The 21,571-nt window shown below is 38.0% G+C and carries 17 protein-coding genes; 13 read left to right on the top strand and 4 right to left on the bottom strand.

Features of this window, described 5'->3' with window-relative positions; all coding sequences use genetic code 11:
* Positions 1-13: 13 nt before the first annotated feature.
* Positions 14-778, bottom strand: a complete 765-nt coding sequence (locus ACFQZ1_RS18155) for a polysaccharide deacetylase family protein (RefSeq protein WP_377883596.1) — start codon at positions 776-778, stop codon at positions 14-16.
* A 152-nt stretch (positions 779-930) separates the two neighbouring features.
* A complete protein-coding gene (locus tag ACFQZ1_RS18150; protein ID WP_377883595.1) occupies positions 931-2,001 on the bottom strand; it encodes a glycosyltransferase family 4 protein in 1,071 nt (356 codons plus the stop codon).
* Positions 2,002-2,487: 486 nt separating this feature from the next.
* Here ACFQZ1_RS18150 and galE point away from each other — a divergent pair, with 486 nt between their 5' ends.
* The 3 genes from galE to wecB all read left to right on the top strand — a co-directional run bounded on the left by galE (position 2,488) and on the right by wecB (position 6,272).
* A complete protein-coding gene (gene galE, locus ACFQZ1_RS18145) occupies positions 2,488-3,474 on the top strand; it encodes a UDP-glucose 4-epimerase GalE (RefSeq protein ID WP_377883594.1) in 987 nt (328 codons plus the stop codon).
* A 260-nt stretch (positions 3,475-3,734) separates the two neighbouring features.
* Positions 3,735-5,060, top strand: a complete 1,326-nt coding sequence (locus tag ACFQZ1_RS18140) for a UDP-glucose dehydrogenase family protein (protein ID WP_377883593.1) — start codon at positions 3,735-3,737, stop codon at positions 5,058-5,060.
* Positions 5,061-5,156: 96 nt separating this feature from the next.
* Positions 5,157-6,272 (top strand): non-hydrolyzing UDP-N-acetylglucosamine 2-epimerase, encoded by a 1,116-nt coding sequence (wecB, locus tag ACFQZ1_RS18135; RefSeq protein ID WP_377883592.1) that lies wholly within the window; start codon positions 5,157-5,159, stop codon positions 6,270-6,272.
* Between the two features lie 160 nt (positions 6,273-6,432).
* On the opposite strand, the gene ACFQZ1_RS18130 is transcribed toward wecB, so the two are convergent.
* Both ACFQZ1_RS18130 and ACFQZ1_RS18125 read right to left on the bottom strand, forming a co-directional pair.
* Positions 6,433-7,671, bottom strand: coding sequence for an LCP family glycopolymer transferase (locus tag ACFQZ1_RS18130; RefSeq protein WP_377883591.1), 1,239 nt, complete (start codon positions 7,669-7,671; stop codon positions 6,433-6,435).
* Positions 7,672-7,694: 23 nt separating this feature from the next.
* The gene (locus ACFQZ1_RS18125) at positions 7,695-8,336 is read right to left on the bottom strand and encodes a YigZ family protein (protein WP_377883590.1); all 642 of its coding nucleotides are present in this window, start codon (positions 8,334-8,336) and stop codon (positions 7,695-7,697) included.
* A gap of 491 nt (positions 8,337-8,827) precedes the next feature.
* Between ACFQZ1_RS18125 and ACFQZ1_RS18120 the strand changes: the two genes are divergently transcribed.
* The 10 genes from ACFQZ1_RS18120 (at position 8,828) to secA (ending at position 21,198) form a co-directional block, all read left to right on the top strand.
* Entirely contained in the window at positions 8,828-9,670 is an 843-nt protein-coding gene (locus ACFQZ1_RS18120) for a DegV family protein (protein ID WP_377883589.1), read from the top strand.
* Positions 9,671-9,786: 116 nt separating this feature from the next.
* On the top strand, positions 9,787-10,101 hold the full coding sequence (locus tag ACFQZ1_RS18115; RefSeq protein WP_098308329.1) for a winged helix-turn-helix transcriptional regulator: 315 nt from the start codon (positions 9,787-9,789) through the stop codon (positions 10,099-10,101).
* A 221-nt stretch (positions 10,102-10,322) separates the two neighbouring features.
* Positions 10,323-11,363 carry a cell wall-binding repeat-containing protein gene (locus ACFQZ1_RS18110; RefSeq protein WP_377883588.1) on the top strand — a complete coding sequence of 347 codons (1,041 nt, stop codon included), beginning with the start codon at positions 10,323-10,325 and terminating at the stop codon, positions 11,361-11,363.
* Positions 11,364-11,670: 307 nt separating this feature from the next.
* Positions 11,671-12,858: a C40 family peptidase gene (locus ACFQZ1_RS18105; protein WP_377883587.1), complete on the top strand. Its 1,188-nt coding sequence runs from the start codon at positions 11,671-11,673 to the stop codon at positions 12,856-12,858.
* 128 nt (positions 12,859-12,986) lie between these two features.
* Complete coding sequence (locus ACFQZ1_RS18100; protein WP_377883586.1) at positions 12,987-14,333, top strand: ATP-dependent helicase ComFA; 1,347 nt, start codon at positions 12,987-12,989, stop codon at positions 14,331-14,333.
* Complete coding sequence (locus ACFQZ1_RS18095) at positions 14,333-15,040, top strand: ComF family protein (RefSeq protein WP_377883585.1); 708 nt, start codon at positions 14,333-14,335, stop codon at positions 15,038-15,040. The genes ACFQZ1_RS18100 and ACFQZ1_RS18095 overlap by 1 nt, the downstream gene beginning before the upstream one ends.
* Positions 15,041-15,472: 432 nt before the next feature.
* Positions 15,473-17,014, top strand: coding sequence for a lipase family alpha/beta hydrolase (locus tag ACFQZ1_RS18090; RefSeq protein WP_377883656.1), 1,542 nt, complete (start codon positions 15,473-15,475; stop codon positions 17,012-17,014).
* Positions 17,015-17,135: 121 nt separating this feature from the next.
* On the top strand, positions 17,136-17,333 hold the full coding sequence (cspD, locus tag ACFQZ1_RS18085; RefSeq protein WP_098308341.1) for a cold-shock protein CspD: 198 nt from the start codon (positions 17,136-17,138) through the stop codon (positions 17,331-17,333).
* A gap of 405 nt (positions 17,334-17,738) precedes the next feature.
* Positions 17,739-18,281 carry a ribosome hibernation-promoting factor, HPF/YfiA family gene (hpf, locus tag ACFQZ1_RS18080; RefSeq protein WP_377883584.1) on the top strand — a complete coding sequence of 181 codons (543 nt, stop codon included), beginning with the start codon at positions 17,739-17,741 and terminating at the stop codon, positions 18,279-18,281.
* A 406-nt stretch (positions 18,282-18,687) separates the two neighbouring features.
* Positions 18,688-21,198, top strand: a complete 2,511-nt coding sequence (gene secA / locus ACFQZ1_RS18075) for a preprotein translocase subunit SecA (protein ID WP_377883583.1) — start codon at positions 18,688-18,690, stop codon at positions 21,196-21,198.
* Positions 21,199-21,571 lie beyond the last annotated feature (373 nt).

The raw sequence follows: 21,571 nt of genomic DNA, 5'->3' as shown, positions 1-21,571 counted from the left end.
GAAGCTAAAGCTGTTACAATCTCGTATCCTTCCAAAAATTTACTTCTACATGAGAAGAAGGATTGTAAGGAAGGAGCGTGTATCCCTTTGAACGAAGGTAGTCAATTATTTTTGGCAAAACTTGCACGGTGACACTTGAGTCATGCATTAAAATGACTTCAACGGGTTTATCACTTTGGTTCATTACCCGTTCCAAGACAGCAGAGGGATTATTCTCACTTTTCCAATCATATGTATCGACTGTCCAATCCCACATTTTATAGTGAGCTGCAACAAGAGCATCGCGATAGTTTTTCTTTAAATAGGGCATGCTTCCATAGGGAACGCGAACGAGATGCGTGTTAAGTCCGGTGATGAGCTGAACAATTGTCCGAGCTTGTTCCATTTCAGAAACTAAAATAGAGGGGTCACCATTATAAAGGTATTTTGCATTATGAGACATACTATGTAATCCTAGATAATGACCTTCTTGAATCAATCGCTTCGTTGTTTGAGGATAACGAGAGACACGTCCGCCAATAACGAAGAAGGTTGCTTTTTCATTTTTCTGCTTTAAGATATTTAAAATTTGTGATGTATATTTGTTTGGTCCATCATCGAATGTTAAATAAGCCACTTTTTCTTGCTGAGTAGCTGTAGGTTGATGAGGCAGTTGTGTTTCAAGATGAGCGATAGAGCGGTTCTCATGTGAAGATACAACTGCAGCCTGCTTAGGTGATAGAAAACATGAGATGATAGTATAAAACAAACAGATCAGTAGAAGCGTTCGCTTAATCATGATGCTCACCCTAATTTGAAGATTGTACATTTATCTTGCTCCAATAGTGGTATTCTCAAACGAACTATATTTTGGAAAACAAAAAACAGGATAATTTCTTTAAAGAAACCATCCTGTTTGTATATTTTTATATTGTATTGGTTATACTAGTGTTATTCTTCACGTTTTTTTACTTTTTTAAAGACTGAAATAATTGGTTTATAGCGATCGTGTACAAGACCGATAATCTCTGCGACAATTTCAGTAACTAAAATAAGAACAAATAGAAGCACAATGGATAACCATAATGTTGCGCTTGAGAAAATAATCGCGTTGACACTAAAGAAAATCCCGAACGCATAAATGATAAGCACCGTTGTTCGATGAGAGAATCCCAGTGCAAGTAAACGGTGATGTAAATGCGATTTATCTGGCGCTGAAATTGGTTTTTTATTTACAATCCGACGAATGATTGCAAATGTTGTATCGAATATTGGTACCCCTAAAATAATGATTGGAACGATAAAGCTAAACAGTGTTACGCTTTTGTACAGTCCAAGTAGCGATAGTACAGAAATACAGTATCCTAAGAATAGTGCCCCTGTATCCCCCATAAAAATTTTCGCTGGATGGAAGTTATAGAACAGAAATCCAATTGTACTTGCCAGTGCGATTAGCGCAAGTGGTAAAATGAGAGCACTCCCAGCACCAGTAACGCTAGTAGCAGCCATGTAAGCTAACGTTGCAAGAACAATAGATGAAATTCCAGCTGATAATCCGTCAAGTCCATCAATTAAATTAATGGCATTTGTAATACCGACAATCCAAAATACTGTAATTGGATAAGAGAACCATCCAAGATCGATATCTCCCAAAAATGGAATATAAAGAACCGGTATTTGTAAGTTTTTCACAATTAATAATGCGACTACAAGTTGTCCACCAAATTTTATTTTCGCAGATAATTCATATACATCATCTAATATACCGATGATGATGATGATGACAGCACCCACACTAATTGATATGATACGCTGTTCATACAAGCCGCTAATAAGGCACCCTACCACAACTCCGATAAAAATTGCCAGTCCGCCAAGACGAGGCATAATTCGTTGGTGTACTTTACGAGCATTTGGCTTGTCTGTTGCCCCGATCTTAAAGGCTAATTTAATCACGAAAGGGGTAGCAATCAGTACGGTAATGAAAGATGCCAAAACTGCATAAATAATTCGTGAGTCCATTAATACCCCACCTTTTATATTTTAACGTAAACAAATCTTTCTTCTACTTGAAATTCCAATATGTGTTTTTTGACTCATAACATATGGTATCATAAAAAGAGTAGAATTCAATCTTTTTTTCTTTTCACTTTGGTTGGTGATAACTGAAATATATGACAACTCTGCAACGAATTATAGATGCAAATTAGTTTTAATATGGGTGTTTTTCAGTAAAATATGTATGCATCCTATTGCGAACTATGGTAAATGTTAGAGGAAAGCAATAATAGAGTTCTGCCTTTTAAAAAACATTCGTTGAAACATGGATTTTGATTGTGTGTTGTCAAATAGAAGAGTTGAGAAAAAGTTACAATAACTAGCCATTCGTGTCACTGGTGAGAAGTTCTCACCAATCGAGCTGTTATGGGCAGTTTGATTTTGCAACATTGAACTACTTTTATAAAGAGTGAAATTATATGATGATAAATTTTGGTAGGGGGAGAAAGAATGATTTTAGTAGTTGGCGGAGCCGGATATATTGGAAGTCATACAGTAAAACAATTGTTAGACCAAAATTTTGAAGTGGTCGTATTAGATAATTTATCAACAGGTCATCGTGAGAGCGTTGATGAAAGAGCACTTCTAGAAATAGGAGATTTAAGTAATGCAGCGGATTTAGATCGTGTATTTGGCAACTATTCTATTGATGCTGTTATGCATTTTGCGGCAAATAGCCTTGTTGGTGAATCTGTTTCGAATCCATTGAAATATTATAAAAATAACGTAACGGCAACGATTACCTTGCTTGAGAAAATGATGGAGCATGGCGTAACATCATTTATTTTCTCTTCAACAGCAGCAACGTATGGAATTCCAGATACGGATATCATTACAGAAAAGAATGCAACAAACCCAATCAATCCATACGGACGTTCTAAATTAATGATTGAACATATTTTACAAGATTTTCATGCAGCTTATGGAATGAAATATGTTGCACTGCGTTATTTCAACGCAGCAGGTGCTCATGTATCAGGAACAATTGGAGAAGATCATACACCAGAGACACATTTAATTCCGCTTGTGCTTCAGCACTTATTAGGAAAACGTGAATCAATTTCTGTATTTGGTACAGATTATGAGACAAATGATGGCACTTGTATTCGTGATTATATTCATGTAACAGACTTAGCGGAGGCGCATATTTTAGCACTGCAAAGTTTACAAAATGAACAAAAAACAAATGAAGTGTATAACTTAGGAAATGGAAAAGGTTTTTCCGTAAAAGAAGTGATTGAAACATGTGAGCGTGTAACTGGGAAGATGGCCAATGTTATTCACACGGAACGCCGCGCTGGAGACCCAGCTCAACTGATCGCCTCTTCCGCAAAGATCTATGAAGAATTAGGCTGGAAGGCAAAATATTCACTTGAGAAAATGATTCAAACGGCTTGGGAATGGCATACAGCTCATCCAAACGGATATAGTAAGTAAAAACAAGTCAGCTGCTGATAAAGCAGCTGACTTGTTTTTTTACAAAATAAAAATTTATCCCGCTATTTTTGGGCGGTAAGCCCCCACTGATGGAAGTGTCACTTTATAAGAGTCGAAGAGTTTTGGCTCCGAAGCGCCTTTATTTTGGAGGCTGAGTAGAGGTCTTGCGCTTTTCTTTACAAAAGCTTAAAAAATGAAGCTAAAGATGTCTCATATAATAAGATTAAAGTGCAACGAACCATAAGTAGGGGGTGTTGTTTATGAAAATTACCGTAGTAGGTACTGGATATGTCGGATTAGTGACAGGTGTTGGATTAGCCACGATCGGGCACTCTGTGACTTGTTTTGATATTGATGAACAAAAAATACGTTTGTTAGAGAAAAACGAACTGCCGATTTATGAACCAGGCTTACAAAAACTATTGGAAGAAGCTGTTTGGAAGCGGAGATTATCATTTACTTCGAAGCAAGAGGAAGCTTACAGGGCAGCTGATTTTATTTTTGTTGCGGTTGGTACACCTTCCTACTCAGATGGATCTGCAAATTTAACACACATTGTAAATGTATGCCGCGACATTGGTATGTACGCAGAACGAGATGTTATTGTTGTAACGAAAAGTACGGTTCCAGTTGGTACAAATGATGCGATGAAAGAATGGATTCGAGGGTCATTGCAAACAGATATACGTATACATCTTGTATCAAATCCGGAGTTTTTGCGAGAAGGGTCTGGCGTGCATGATTTCTTTCATGGTGATCGAATTATAATTGGAGCAGAAACAGCAGCGATTGCAAAGAAAGTTGCTGCGCTGTACGAGTTGCTCTCAATTGAAATATTTACAACGGATGTGCGCAGTGCAGAGATGATTAAGTATGCATCGAATGCTTTTTTAGCGACGAAAATTAGCTTTATCAATGAAATTTCAAATATATGTGAAAAAGTACAGGCTGATGTGACAGAAGTGGCAGTTGGTATGGGAATCGATAAACGAATTGGTCCACATTTTTTGCAAGCAGGTATTGGATACGGAGGCTCATGTTTTCCGAAAGATACAAACGCACTTGTGCAAATTGCGGGGAATGTGGCGCATGATTTTAGATTGTTAAAAGCAGTCATTGAAGTGAATAATAAGCAACAAGCTTCACTCGTGGAGAAGGCAGAAAAGGTGACGGAGCTGCGAGGAAAACGAGTTGCGGTTCTTGGTCTTTCATTTAAGCCCAATACAGATGATATAAGGGAAGCACCGTCTCTTATGATTATTGAACAGTTACTGACATTGGGAGCTAATATTATTGTTTACGACCCGAAGGCAATTCCACATGCGCAGCGCATATTTGCAAATCGAGTGCAATATACGACACATATAGATACTGCTCTTATGAAAGCAGATGCTGCCTTTATTGTAACGGAGTGGGAAAGTATTCGAGCGTACCCTATTGCGAAGTATGTACAGCTTATGAATGAACCCATTTTATTTGATGGAAGAAATTGTTATGATTTAGAAGAGGTGGAGCAAAATGCTATTGATTACTATTCTATTGGTAGAAGAGCAGTTCAAAAGCGTGATGTTTCACATGTCTTTTAGGAAATATTTCCTTTTGACATTTAGAATTCTCATATATAATAACAAGTGTTATCTCGTATGATGAATTGAAACACTGAAAGAAAAGAGGAACTGAATATGACAGAACGCATTAAAGTAATGACGATTTTTGGAACGCGTCCCGAAGCTATTAAAATGGCCCCTCTTGTGTTAGAGTTACAAAAACATCCAGAACAAATTGAGTCCATTGTGACAGTAACGGCACAACACCGTCAAATGCTAGATCAAGTGTTAGATATTTTTGGTATTACACCAAATTATGATTTAAATATCATGAAAGACCGTCAAACGTTAATTGATATTACAACGCGCGGCCTAGAAGGTTTAGATAAAGTCATGAAAGAAGCAAAACCGGATATTGTTCTTGTACATGGTGATACAACGACGACATTTATCGCAAGCCTTGCTGCATTTTATAATCAAATTCCAATCGGTCATGTAGAAGCCGGTCTTCGTACGTGGGATAAATATTCTCCATACCCAGAAGAAATGAACCGTCAATTAACAGGTGTTATGGCAGATCTTCATTTCGCACCGACAGCAAAATCTGCAACAAACCTGCAACAAGAGAACAAAAAAGAAGCAAACATTTTTATTACAGGAAATACAGCAATCGACGCGTTAAAAACGACAGTAAAAGAATCATATGCGCATCCTGTTTTAGAAAAGGTTGGAGATGACCGTCTGATTCTTATGACAGCACATCGCCGTGAAAATTTAGGTGAACCGATGCGCAATATGTTCCGTGCAATTAAACGTCTTGTAGAAACACATGAAGATGTGCAAGTTGTATATCCAGTACATATGAATCCTGTTGTTCGTGAAATTGCAGGAGAAATTTTAGGAGATCATAACCGTATTCATTTAATTGAGCCGCTTGATGTAATTGATTTCCATAACTTTGCATCACGTTCATACTTAATGTTAACGGATTCTGGCGGGGTACAAGAAGAAGCGCCATCACTTGGTGTGCCAGTTCTTGTTCTTCGTGATACAACAGAGCGTCCAGAAGGTATCGAAGCGGGTACATTAAAGCTTGCTGGTACAGATGAAGAAACAATCTTCACTTTAGCGAATGAGTTATTATCAGATAAAGAAGCACACAGTACAATGGCAAAAGCATCGAATCCATATGGTGACGGGCATGCGTCAGAACGTATCGTGAAAGCAATTGTGGAGCATTTTAATAAGTAATGAAGTGAAACTTCCAGCAGTGAGTGATTTTTTCACTGCTGGAAAGCTCCCACCAATCGGGCTCATACGGGCAGTTTGGCTTTTCAACAATGAATAACATGCTACTGCCCGTTAGAGCGGGATAAAAAAACAGCTATCTCCACTACGGAGATAGCTGTTTTTAATGTGCAGACATTTGCCATTCTTTATCTGATTGATGATTGGTTGAATTTGTTTTGTGTTCATTCGATTTAGATGATGGTGTAGATTGTTCTTGTTTCTCTGTATGATGTTGTATATTTGAGTTATGAGATGGCTTAGTCGGCTCTTGCTTTTCAGGCTCATGTTGTATATTCGAGCTAGATGGTTTAACCGGTTCTTGTGTTTCAGACTGCTGTTGTGTATCTGGTTCTTGTGTTCCAGATTGCTGTTGTGTATCCGACGCAGGAGCTGAATCTTCAAGTTGTAAGTTTTGCATAAAGGTATGGTGAATTTGTTGGACATTGGATTCGTCTGGAATGAAATAGTAAATTCCGTCTATTTTTGCATCCTTGCCTTCCATTTTAACTGTTTGAATGCTAGATGTATCAAAGCCAGAGAATTCTTTATAGAGTGCCAGACCATCTGATACAGGTATATCTGTTTTGATATACGTTCCGATTGCCTTCGCAATGTCATTAATTTTAAATACAGTAGAAGGTGAGTTTAGTTCCTTTAACACCGCTTCAAGTACTTGACGTTGACGCGCAGCACGGCCAAAGTCCCCATTCGGATCTTGCTTTCTCATCCGAACATAAGCTAAAGCTTCTTCCCCATTTAAATGCTGTGGTCCTTTTTTAAACTCAATCTTTTTGTAATAGTTAACATCAGAGCGTTCCCAGAAATCGAATGGAACATCCACTGTAACGCCGCCAACTGCATCGACTATGCCTTTAAATCCTTTAAAATCTAATTTAATATAATGATCGACAGGTACTTTTAAAAAGTTTTCCACTGTATCCATTGTCATTTTTTCTCCGCCATAGGCATGAGCTGCATTTATCTTATCTTTTCTGTCACGTCCAGCGATTGTCACGCGTGAATCACGTGGGATACTCATTAAAGATACTTTTTTGGATTTTGGATCAATAGTTGCAAACATTAAGGAATCCGTTCGTCCGTTTTGGCCGTCTGTGGCATAATCTTCAATTCCCATAATTAAAAGACTAAATGGCTTTTTCGTAATTTCTACGTCCTCTGTGCGGAGTTTAGATTTATCATGCTTCAAGCCGCTGTAAACTCCCATTAAAGAAGAGTAAGAAGTATACGCATAAACTGCTCCGCCTCCGATGAGGAGAGCAAAAATAAGGAATATAAGTGATTTGCGTCTTCTTTTCTTTTTCGTTCTTCTATTTTGGAGATGATGATAACGATCTTCCATAAATAATCTCCTTTAAGTATAAATTAGTGTTGGACTATATCTTGTTCTAGATATAGCATCTCATCTTCATTAATTGTACATTTCCCATTTGTGATTTCAATCATCCATTCTGTGAATGATTGTTTTTGATTTTCCTCTACATATGTGTCAAACGTGACATGATCTAAGTAGTGTATATCCTTAATCGTATATATGGAATTGCGCAGTTCATTTTCAACTTTTCCGAGTAATGTATAATCAATTTCAGTTTTCATGATGCGCATCAGCTTTCTTTCAACGATGCCAACATGATTTAGGCCTTCACTTGTACATTTCCCGTATGCGCGAATTAAACCGCCTGCTCCTAGTTTAATGCCACCGAAATAACGTGTGACAACAACGACAGTATCTTTTAAGTGACGCTTTTTTAATACTTCTAGGATCGGGACACCAGCTGTACCGCTAGGTTCTCCGTCGTCGTTTGCTTTTTGAATTTGGTCATGTTCGCCAATTAAGTAGGCAGAGCAGTTATGAGTTGCATTCCAATGTTGCTTTTTAATCTTTTGAATAAATTCCTGAGCTTCTTTCTCTGTTGTTACACGACTTACATGACAAATAAAGCGAGATTTTTGAATCACTATTTCATGTTCGCCGTATCCTTTTACGGTAAAATATTGTAGTAGCACTAACTTTTACGCCCCTATCTTTGTAAAGTGAACCTTCCATCAGTGAGCGACTTTTTCACTGATGGTTAGTTGAACCAATCGGGCTCATACGGGCAGTTTGATTTTACAGCGATGTATTACATGCTACTGCCCGTTAGAGCGGGGTAAAGTGAACCTTCCATCAGTGGACAGCTCCATCCCAGGCTGATGGTTAGCTTTATGAAATCGAGTTCTTCTTTACCTTCATTTTCTTTTTTTCTTAGAAGATGAAGAACATATTACCCGTTAGATATATAAATTATCAATACTTTTTATTCTAAAAGGGCTAGGGTGGAGTTTCAAATATTTTTTTGCAGAAATTTAACATTTCTTATTATAATTTGAATTTTTTTGTTGTAAATTGTTGAAATAGTGTTTATAATTTTAACCTCCCGTTTTCTCATCAGTTAATGCACCTTTTTCCATTTTCATGTACAATTAATAATAAATTTGTTTATAAGGTAGGTACGAAAATGAAAACAGCTATTGTAACTGATAGTACGGCATATTTACCAAAACATGTTCGTGAAGAGTTAAATATACATATGATTTCTTTGAATGTTATTTTTGGAAATGAGTCTTATCAAGAAGAAGTTGAAATTACAGCTGAAGATTTTTATGTGAAAGTTCGTGAACAGGGAGAACTGCCAAAGACATCTCAACCAGCTATCGGTAAGTTTGTTGAGTTATTTGAAGAGTTAGGGAAAGAATATGATGCAGTGATTAGCATTCATCTTTCTAGTGGTATTAGTGGAACATACCAGACGGCAACGACAGCTGGTCAAATGGTAGACGGAGTAAAGGTATATACATATGACTCAGAAATTAGCTGCGAGGTACAAGGATTTTATGCACGTGAAGGTGCAAAAATGGCAAGTGAAGGGAAAACGCCGGAAGAGATTATCGCTCGTTTTGATGAAATGAAGAAAACAGTGGATGCGTATTTTGTTGTGGATGATTTACATCATTTGCAGCGTGGAGGTCGGTTAAATAGCGCTCAAGCATTCATTGGGAGTTTATTACAAGTGAAACCAGTACTATATTTCCGTGATAAAGTGATTATTCCGTTTGAAAAAATTCGTACGCGTAAAAAAGCATTAAAGCGTATCGTTGAAATTTTTGATGAACAAGCAAGTAAAGGTATGCCAATGGAAGCAGTTATCATTCATGCCAATCGGGAAGAAGAAGCAAAAGAATGGAAACAAGAATTGGAAGAAAAATACCCGCATGTGGAAATTCGAATTGGTTATTTTGGAGCGGTAATTGGTACACACTTAGGAGAAGGTGCTCTTGGGTTCGGGTGGTATACAAAGTAATAAAAAAGCTCTCTTTCATGTAGAGAGCTTTTTTGGTAAAAATATAAAGAATAAAATCAGCTTTATCACTTACTTTTTATAAGAAACTATTTTATAATAGAGGAGAGGTGAAACATATGGAACATAATCCGTGTTTATGTCCGAAGTTCGAGTCTGCTTTTACGCTTTTGAGTAAAAAGTGGACAGGATTAATTATTAAATCACTGTTAGAAGAACCGAAACGATTTCGAGAAATTGCTGATATTATTCCGAATATGAGCGACCGTATGCTATCAGAGCGCTTAAAGGAATTAGAAAGTGAAGGAATTGTTGTGCGTGCCGTTTATCCGGAAGTGCCAGTTCGTATCGAATATGGTTTGACAGATAAAGGAAAAGCGTTAGAGAGTGTAATGGATGAAGTACAAAAATGGGCAGAGAAATGGGTTCACTAATCGAGCTTTTACTGCTTGGAAATAGTGGAATGAAAAAGTACAGGAAGATATTCCTGTGCTTTTTTATTTTACAAAGAAGGAAAAATGAGGTAAAAATATTTCTTTTTTATAAAAAATATTACATGAATGTTACAAAAAGTATTGTACATGCATTTTGAGTGTAATATAATTGCTCTTGTGGAAAAAAACCAAAATTAATCATTATTTGGGAGATATGTAAAATGAAGAAAGTTATTTTACCAGTTTTAATGTCTGCAATGTTCATAGTTCCTGCAATTTCTCATGCGGAAGAAACCGTAGTTCCAAAAAAGGATACGAATATTGCAGAGCAGGTTATGCAACAAACGGGGTGGGTAAAAGAAGGAAGTACATGGTATTACTATGACCAACATGGCGTGAAGAAGACAGGTTGGTTATATGATAGGGGAAAATGGTATTACTTGAACGCAGCTGGAAAAATGCAAACGGGTTATATTGAAGATAAAAATGCAGGTTACTTATTAGGAAAAGACGGTGCAATGTATAGCAATGAAGGTTGGGTTCAGTACGATAACAGCTGGTATTATATTCATACGGGTGGAAAGGTACACTATGATGGACTCGAATATAAGGGTAAAAAGTATTGGTTCGGACCGGACGGGAAAATGATAACAGGCTGGATAGGTGAAGATACGCGAGGCTTTTATTATTACCCAGATGGATCAATGGCGACAGGTTGGAATTTCATTGATAATGTGTGGTGCTATTTTAATGCTGATGGCAGTGCATATAATGGCTGGTTAAACTATAAAGGAACTTGGTACTACTTTGTAGGTGGTAAAGCACAAACAGATTGGGTTACTGTTAATGGAAAGAACTACTATTTTGGAAATGATGGTGTAATGCGAACAGGTTGGGAGCAGGATACAGATGATAAGAGACGTTGGTATTACTTAAATGAAGATGGAACAATATATACAGGTTGGTTACAGTATAACAATAAATGGTATTACATCCATAGAGGATTAATGTTAAGTTCTACGCAACATGGTGAGTATTATCTTGGTGCAGATGGAACGATGCAAGTAGGCTGGGTACAAGATGGAGGGGAATGGTATTATTTCAATCCAGATGGTAAAGCAAGAGTCGGTTGGCTGCAATATAAAAATCAATGGTATTACCTTGCTGAGAAGGGCGAAATGGTAAGCGGGGATTATCAAATCAATGGTAAATGGCATAAGTTCAATGAAAATGGTGTTTGGTTAGGGGAAGTAAAAGCTTAATAGATTAGTAAACTCTCTTGTGTAATAGCAAGAGAGTTTTGTTGTATTACAATAGATGAAACAGATAGTTTTTGTTATACATCACATAACTGTAAAGTGAATGAAAGCGTACGACAAAAGAGAAAAAAGTATCGTTCTCATCCCCTATATTTCTACAAAAAAGTATAATAATTGTCAGGGAATTACAAGCGCAATATTACATTTATTTTACAAAAGCGTAACATTGCTAAAAAACATTGGTAATTATGGTATAAATTTTATTAGATAAATTCGGAAAACCAAGAAAAAGAAAGCGGTGTAAAACATAATGAAAAAATTAAAAATCGCATCTTGCGCATTAGCAGCAGGATTTATGATGTTTTCAGTAGTAACACCAAGCGCATTTGCTGAAGATGTAAACACACAAATTCAACAACAAAAAGACACTTTACATAAACAACAACAAGAACGTGATGCAATCCAACAACAAATGGATGAATTAAAGAAGACAGTTCAAGAATTGGACAAGTCTGTTCAAGAGAACGAAGCAAAACTTACTGAAACAACAAAGCAAGTAGAAGATACACAAAAGTTAATTGAACAAAAAAATAACGAGATCGCAGATTTACAAACGAAAATCGCACAGCGTGAAGAACTGTTGAAGAAGCGTTTAGTTGCTCTTCAAGAGAAACCAAACACGAATGTTGTAACGGAAGTGGTTGTAAATTCTAAGAGCCTTGCTGATTTAATCGATCGTTTAACTTCTGTTTCACAAATTCTTGATTCTGACCAAGATATTATGAAAACGCAACAAGCGGACCAAGATAAAGTGAAAAAAGATGTGGAAACTGTAAAAGCAAAACAAAAAGAATTAAAAGATACACAAGCGAAAATTGAAACTGCGAAACAAGAACTTGATGCTGAAAAAGCGAAAAAGCAAGCAGCGGTAGATGAGTTAAGTGCGAAAATGCAAACAGTTGTAAACGGAATGACTAGCACAGAAAGTCAATTAAAAGATCTAGAAAAACAAGCTCTATACTTACAAAGCTTAGCTGAGCAAGCGGCACAACCAAAACCGCAACCAGCAAATAATGGTGGTGGACAAGCTTCAGGTTCTAACTCGAAACCTGCACCAGCACCTGCAAAAGGTGGCGGAGATAGTTCAGTTCCTGCCACAGGTGTAATTGGAAAGGCACAACAATACCTTGGTAAACCATACGTTTGGGGTAGTGCAGACCCATCTAACGGCGGATTTGACTGCAGTGGTTTCATTTCTTACATTTACGGCGTAGGTCGTCAAGATGTAGCTGGATACTGGAATTCTGTTCAGCATATTAGTGACCCACAACCTGGTGATTTAGTATTCTTCCAAGGTACGTATAAACCAGGTCCATCTCATATCGGTATTTATGTTGGTAACGGACAAATGATTCATGCTGGTGATAAAGGAATTGGATATTCTGACCTTAGCAGCAGTTACAACCAAGCGCACTTCTTAGGTTACGGTAGATTCTAGAATTTAAATTATATAAAATACGTGAATAAGGTCGATAGCTTACTATTTTAAGAGTAGGTTATCGGCTTTTTTGATTTTTTACAAACTCTTTCAAAATTTTTATAGTAAAAAGAGAAGGGGGGAGTAGAATGCTAGAAGGTCGGCAGTTACTGCTAGAGGAAGTATTACTATCAAAGGAAGAACTTCATCGCTTGGAACGAGACGGTTGCATTCGTTATGAACATGGTGTTGTAAAGAAAAACTCTCGTTATATGTGTCAGCACTGCGGGAATGAAAAGCAGAGGTTATTCTTTTCGTTTTTATGCCATCGTTGCAATCGGATGTGTACGTATTGCCGCAAGTGTATCATGATGGGAAGGGTGAGTGAATGTACGTTGCTTGTTCGTTGGATTGGTCCTATACAAAATGAGATCATGACTGATTGTCTAGAGTGGAAAGGTCAGTTATCACAAGGACAACAAACGGCCGCGAACGGAATTATAGGTGCAGTGCAAAGGAAAGAAACCTTTTTTATATGGGCAGTGTGCGGTGCAGGAAAAACAGAAATGTTATTTCATGGTATACAAGAAGCCCTAAGTAACGGAGAACGCGTTTGTATTGCGACGCCGCGAACGGATGTTGTCCTCGAACTTTATCCCCGTTTACAGGAAGTGTTCCCATCTGTTTCAATTTGCGCCTTATATGGTGGCAGTGACGACTTATATAAAGAGGGACAGCTCGTTATTTCAACAACTCATCAACTTCTTCGTTATTACAGAGCATTTGATGTCATGATTGTTGATGAGATTGATGCTTTTCCTTATTCACTGGATGAAACGCTGCAATACGCAGTCATCTCTGCTAGTAAAGAAAATGCTGCGTTTATTTATTTAACAGCGACTCCATCTAAAGACTGGCAGCGAAAGCTTCGTAATGGAAAACAAAACGGCGTGATTATTCCTGCACGCTACCATCGTTATCCCCTGCCTGTCCCTATTTTTCGCTGGTGCGGGAATTGGCGGAAATCCATCCAAAAGAAAACCTTACCTTCAATTATTCTACGATGGCTTCATGTATATCTTGAAAAGCAATATCCTATTTTTTTATTTGTTCCTCATGTTTGTTATGTAGAAGAAATTGTTTCTATTTTAAAACGTATTGATAATCGTATAGAAGGCGTGCATGCGGAAGACCTAAAGCGAAAAGAAAAGGTGGCTTCATTCCGAAAGGGAGAGATTCCGCTATTAGTGACGACGACAATTTTAGAAAGAGGCGTTACCGTTTCGAATTTACAGGTGGCGGTGTTAGGGGCAGAAGAGCATGTTTTTTCAGAGAGTGCACTCGTTCAAATTGCAGGAAGAGCGGGGCGTAGTAGTCATGCTCCTTATGGTGATGTAGTCTATTTTCATTATGGAAAGACAGAAGCAATGGTTGCAGCAAAAAAACAAATTCAATCAATGAACAAACGAGCGAAGCAAGAAGGGTTGGTAGATTAATGCGTTGCCTTCTTTGTGATGATGTTATCACTGTTTTGCCGAGCTGGTTTTCTTTTTTTGTTGAACAAGAAAAAAGGTACGTATGCACTTACTGTGAACAAAAATTTTCTTATATTATAGGAGACGTTTGTGCGGATTGCGGAAGATCTTTTCAGTATTTATCAAATGAATATAAACAAGATAAATATTGCAAGGATTGTTTACGCTGGAAGCAAGACCCGCATTTTCAGTATGTATATGTAAAAAATCGATCTGTCTATATATATAATGATTGGATGAAAGAAGTGCTGACGCGCTTTAAATTTCGCGGTGATGCAGCTCTTGTTCAAGTGTTTGCTTCTTCTTTTGCTAATGTTTTTCAGCAACATTTTTCGCATTGTAATTGTATTGTCCCGATTCCGCTTAGCTTGCAGCGAAAATATGAACGAGGATTTAATCAAGCGGAATTGTTAGCGAAATGCTTATCTATTCCAATTGTGAAAACATCACTTATGCGAAGCGATGCAGAAAAGCAGAGTAAGAAAACAAGAGCAGAGCGTTTGCAGCGCCCTTGCCCCTTTTATTTTGCAGAGGAAGAATCGTTTTACGGAAAGGATATTCTTTTAATTGATGATGTATACACAACTGGGATTACGGTGCGACAAGCTGCACAATGCTTCTATGAACAAGGAGCGCGGAATGTTTCATCATTGACGCTTTGCCGTTGAATTTTTGTTTGGTGTCCTCTTTGTTAATGTAGTTCAGTGTAAATACGTTTTCGAAGTGTTTCAGAGTTTTTGCGCAGTAAGAATTCACATCGATAGAAGCTTCATTTCATAGGTATTTTCTCAACGTGGAGTGTTAATTTTTTAGAAGGTTTTTAAGAAATTAAGAAAGAATAGGTTCATCACCATTAAGTGCAATGGAGGTAGAAAAATAAAAAGTAAATGAGTCAGAAAATTCAAATTAAAGTTAAGGAGACATTTTTTATTAGACGCTTATTATTCCAGCAACGATAAATTATCGGATGAATTAAAGAACAACGTATTTGCATGAAGATGGGAATTGCAAATTAAATAAGGGGGGCTGCTGTGTTGCATAAGTGCAAACGTTTTTTCGCAGTATTGACTATTTTTATTTTTGCTTTTTGTTCTTTTCATATTTCATCCATTTCCGCTAGTTCTACGCAAATGTCTGGTGGGATTTTTCCGCCGTCAGAATCGTTTACTCCTGGGAGTTGGTTTTTAGGGGCAACCCCTGAGAATGCTACGAATAAACCACCTATCGTTTTCGTTCAAGGTAAGAATGGAACTGCTAAGGACTGGTACGGTGAAACCGTTTATCACGGGATGAACGATATGTATAATTACGCTTACAATGCAGGGTATCAAACGGTTTTCATTCAGTTATATGATGCGGCTGGGAAGGGTTCGGCAAGTGAATGGGATAATGGTCGTTTGCTCGCTTCTATGCTAGAGAAAATTTATAATCATTTTGGTAAGAAGGTCAATATTGTCGCACACAGCAAAGGGGGACCTGATACGCAAACAGCGCTCATTCACTACGGTGCAAGTCGCTTTGTTGGAAACGTAGTGACGCTTGCTTCCCCTCATTATGGATCTAATTTGGCGGACTTAGCTTATAGCTGGTGGGCAGGTTGGCTTGCTTCCATGTTAGGGCAACGGGATGACGGTACGTATTCTTTGCAGACAGGGGAAATGGCGCAGTTTCGTAATATAACGGATAGTAATCCAAATGCTAAGTTGAACCATTATTATACGGTCGCTGGAACAAGTTGGGGACCTGCTTTCTCTGCACTGTCCATGGGCGGACTTTATCTCTCTTGGTATGGACCTAACGATGGGCTAGTCAATGAATGGAGCGCGAAGCTTCCTTATGGAACACATCTGTTCACGGATTCAAGCTTGGATCACGACAGCATTCGAACAGGATCAGCTGTATTTTCACGGATTGAGCCTTATTTGCGTAATACTTCTGCGGTTGCCTCTATTGCAAACGAAAGTATATTATTTGAAGAATCACAAAAAAATCCGGCTGTTAATGCTAATCAGACGGTGTTAGGAGGACCACTCACATCAAACAGTTGGGTGGAACAAACTTTTGCAGTGGATGCTGTAACAGATGGAAACATCTCTGTGTTGACTGCATCTCCAAACGTAAAGATACAGCTTATTGCTCCATCTGGTAAGGTGTACACGAATCAAAATAGCAAAGTAACGACGGGAGAAGAATATGCGTATTTTAGCGGAGCGACAATCCGAACATTCCAGATTGATCAAATGGAGGCAGGGGATTGGCATTTAAAAATGATGTCACACACAAAAAAAGATGAAAAAGATGCATATCTCATGCTAGCTAATTATAAAAAAGATGCACCTTTTACGTTAGAAATACCAGGTAAAGTCAAGCAAAACAAAGCAGAGTTTAAGTTGAAACAATCACCACACGGCTCCTTGCAGCAGGAGAATCTTTCTTTTGATGTACACATTGTAGATAAGGGTGGGAATTTAGTAGCGCATTCCGATAAGTTGCAAAAGATAGATACAGTCACATTTACCGGGAATTTGCCAGATGTCGCAAAATCCGGCGTGTATAATGTAACGATTGACATTAAAGGAAAGAATAAAGGGGGAAAAGCATATACGCGAACGATTGTGCGTTCTGTGTATATTGAGAAATAAGGTATGTCGAAAGGTATAATAAAAAGGCGACAAGTCTTCTTTGACTTTGTGCTTTGCCATTCGTTATATTCAAAGTAGGGGGTAGTACCCTTATTTTAAGATTGAAGGGAATGGAAAGAACATGCAAGGAAAAGTGAAATGGTTTAATGCGGAAAAAGGTTTTGGGTTTATTGAGCGCGATGGCGGTGACGATGTTTTTGTTCATTTTTCTGCCATCCAGCATGATGGATATAAAACGCTAGAAGAAGGACAAAAGGTTGAATTTGACATTGTAGAAGGTGCGCGTGGTCCGCAAGCAGCAAATGTTGTGAAGCTATAATTGAAGCATGATGCAGCTTCAAAGACCATCGTTTCACATAGAAGAGCCTCCGTTGCATAAGTAACGGAGGCTTTATCATAAAGGAAACCCCCATCAATTATTCTCCACCTATTTTCTTCGGATTCCTGACAATCTTGAGGTAGGAGTCTTAATGCCTGCGAATAACGGGATACACAAAGAGTTGTCAAAAAGTTGTAGTATTTTTGTAACTGATTCTTCACACTTATATATGATAAATACGATATAAATAGGATAAAATAATAATAGAAAAAGGAATTATACTTCTTTTTCTACAAAAATCGATAAAAAAATATCGATTTTGTCAAAAAATTTAAAAATGAAAGAAGGGTTTTTGATACCTTTGTCGAAAACCTATACATAGGCTTGAAAGGAGGAGTTCATCTTATGAAATTTAACATTCGCGGTGAAAATATTGAAGTAACTCCAGCATTAAAGGAATATGTAGAGAAAAAGCTAAGTAAATTAGAGCGCTATTTTGATACTTTTCCAGAAATTAAGGTAAACTTAAAAGTGTACTCTGACAAGCAAAGAGTGGAAGTAACAATTCCGTTTCCGGATTTATTACTTCGCGCTGAAGAAACAAATAACGATATGTATGCAGCTATTGATTTAGTCGTAGATAAACTCGAACGACAAATCCGTAAGCATAAAACAAAGGTAAATCGTAAGTTACGTGAAAAAGGCTCTACAAAAACAATGTTAATTATTCCAGATCAATCGCCTGCGCAAGAAGAGGTGCTTGAAGATGAATTAGAGCTTGTTCGTACAAAACGATTTGACTTAAAACCAATGGATGTAGAAGAAGCAATTTTACAAATGGATATGTTAGGTCATAACTTCTTCGTCTTTACAAATTCAGAAACAAATGAAACAAATGTTGTATATGGACGTAAGGATGGAAAATACGGTGTAATTGAAACTAAATAGTAATAATATAAAGGAAACGCAGCTGCAATAGCTGCGTTTTTTTCAGGTTGTTGGGAACATCTTAATAGCCATTTTTGATTCGTATATTGTAAACTTGCTAATAAGTTGATGCTATAAGAAAGACTTCTTGTTTTTATCCCGCTATTCGTAGACAGTAAGACCCCCGCCTCCGCTTTTCTACAGAAGATAGGTGGGAGGGTTTTCATGAGGACGCGTCTGGCCGATTGTTGTCATAGATATAAAACAAGTGTTACAATTGTCAGTAGGTTTACACTTTTTTAAGGAAAAGAATCCTATTTTTTAGTAAAGCAATGAGATTGAGTGTTATAGCGACCAATCAGTGAAAAGAGTAATAACGAATAACACTGATGGAAGTTTTATTTTAATAAAAGAGGAGCGTATTCCCATGATCGGTATTTTAAAAAAGGTGTTTGATGTAAATGAACGTCACGTAAAACGTATGCAAAAAACCGTGGATCAAATCGAAGCATTAGCACCTCAAATGTCACCACTGACAGATGAACAATTAAAAGGAAAAACAATAGAGTTTAAAGAACGATTAACAAAAGGTGAAACAGTAGACGATTTACTGCCAGAAGCTTTTGCAGTTGTACGTGAAGCGGCAACACGTGTACTTGGCATGCGTCCATATCCTGTTCAGTTAATGGGGGGTATTGCCCTGCATGAAGGGAATATCTCTGAGATGAAGACAGGGGAAGGTAAAACGTTAACTTCTACATTACCAGTATATTTAAATGCTCTTGCAGGAAAAGGTGTTCACGTTGTTACAGTGAATGAATACTTAGCGCAGCGTGACGCAAGTGAGATGGGGCAATTGCATGAGTTTCTTGGTTTAACAGTTGGTATCAATTTAAATCATATGTCACGAGAAGAGAAGCAAGCCGCGTATGCTGCTGATATTACGTACAGTACGAATAATGAACTTGGCTTCGACTATTTACGTGATAATATGGTGCTTTATAAAGAACAATGCGTACAGCGTCCACTTCACTTTGCTATTATCGATGAAGTAGACTCAATTTTAATTGATGAAGCACGTACGCCGCTTATTATTTCTGGACAAGCGCAAAAGTCTACGGAATTATATTTATTTGCGAATGCCTTTGTTCGTACATTAACGAATGAAAAAGAATATACATTCGATGTGAAAACGAAAAATGTTATGTTGACAGAAGAAGGAATCAACAAAGCAGAAAAATCATTCCACATTGAAAATTTATTTGATTTAAAACATGTAGCGCTTCTTCACCATATTAACCAAGCGTTACGTGCTCATGTTGTGATGCAGCGTGATACAGATTATGTTGTGCAAGAAGGCGAAATCGTAATTGTTGACCAATTTACAGGTCGTCTTATGAAAGGTCGCCGTTACAGTGAAGGATTGCACCAAGCAATTGAGGCAAAAGAGGGCGTAGAAATTCAAAATGAAAGTATGACGCTTGCGACAATTACATTCCAAAACTACTTCCGTATGTATGCGAAGCTTTCTGGGATGACAGGAACAGCGAAAACAGAAGAAGAGGAATTCCGTAACATCTATAATATGCAAGTTATCGTTATTCCAACGAATAAACCGATTGTTCGTGATGACCGTGCAGATTTAATTTTCAAAACGATGGAAGGGAAATTTAATGCGGTTGTAAATGATATTGTTGATCGTCATAAAAAAGGGCAACCAGTTCTTGTTGGTACAGTAGCAATTGAAACGTCCGAGTTAATTTCGAAGATGTTAACGAGAAAAGGTGTGCGCCATAATGTCTTAAATGCGAAAAACCATGCACGCGAAGCAGAAATTATCGCTGAAGCAGGTCATCCAGGTACGGTGACAATTGCAACGAACATGGCTGGACGTGGTACGGATATTAAACTTGCAGAAGGCGTACGTGAAAACGGTGGTTTATCTGTTATCGGTACAGAGCGTCATGAAAGCCGACGCATTGATAATCAGCTACGCGGTCGTTCAGGACGTCAAGGAGATCCTGGTGTGACGCAGTTCTACTTATCAATGGAAGATGAACTGATGCGCCGCTTCGGTTCTGATAATATGAAAGCGATGATGGATCGTCTCGGTATGGATGATTCTCAGCCAATCGAAAGTAAAATGGTATCTCGCGCTGTTGAATCTGCACAAAAACGAGTAGAAGGTAATAACTACGATGCTCGTAAGCAGCTTCTTCAATACGACGATGTACTTCGTCAGCAACGTGAAGTCATTTATAAGCAGCGTCAAGATGTAATGGAATCAGATAATCTGCGCGGCATTATTGAAGGAATGATGCATTCTACAGTAGAACGTGTTGTAGCTCTTCATACGCAAGAGGAATTAGAAGAAGAATGGAACATTGCTGGTCTTGTTGAATACTTAAATACAAGTCTTCTGCATGAAGGTGATGTGAAAGAAGAAGAATTACGTCGTCTAGCACCAGAAGAAATGATCGAAAGCATTTTTGCGAAAGTGAAAGAGCACTACGACGAGAAGGAAGCACAAATGCCGGAAGCACAAATACGTGAATTCGAAAAAGTAGTTGTATTCCGCGTTGTAGACTCGAAATGGATGGATCATATTGATGCGATGGATCACTTACGTGAAGGTATTCATTTACGTGCATATGGTCAAATCGATCCGCTTCGTGAATATCAAATGGAAGGCTTTGCGATGTTTGAAGCGATGATTGCTTCTATTGAAGAAGAGATTTCTCGTTATATTATGAAAGCAGAAATCGAACAAAACTTAGAACGTCAAGAAGTAGCACAAGGAGAAGCAATTCATCCAAAAGATGGAGATGAAGCTGCGAAAAAGAAACCAGTCGTAAAAGGCGAACAAACAGGCCGTAACGACTTATGCAAATGTGGCAGCGGGAAAAAATACAAAAACTGCTGTGGAATCGGGAAATAAAGAAAAGCGGAGCCGACTGTTTAGCCCTGTTGGCTAAGGTTCTTTCACACAGAAGGTGCTTTTTACCTTCTCGTGTGGAAGGTTCTTAGACATGAAGGGCTAGGAGGCAGAGCTAGACAAAAAAGAAAAGCGGAAGCAGCTCGATCAGAATGAGAGGGGGATGGAGCTTCTGACGTAGAGGTGTTTTTTACCTCGCAGGAAGAAGCGAAGCCACCGAACATTCTAGCTGCTGGAGCTGGACAAAAAAGAAAAGCGGAAGCGGCTTGTTTAGAATGTTTTACCCCATGGATGGAAAATTTTCATGATCATTCATATAATAACAAGAGATGAACTCTCTCTCGCAAAAGCAGAGAGAGTTTGCCTTGTTGTTCGT

Origin of the sequence: Bacillus sp. CGMCC 1.60114 (assembly GCF_042676365.1) — a bacterium.
GTDB classification, from domain to species: Bacteria; Bacillota; Bacilli; order Bacillales; family Bacillaceae_G; genus Bacillus_A; species Bacillus_A rhizoplanae_A.
Note: the sequence above shows the minus strand (reverse complement) of the source record. Positions and strands in the feature narration are given on the sequence as shown.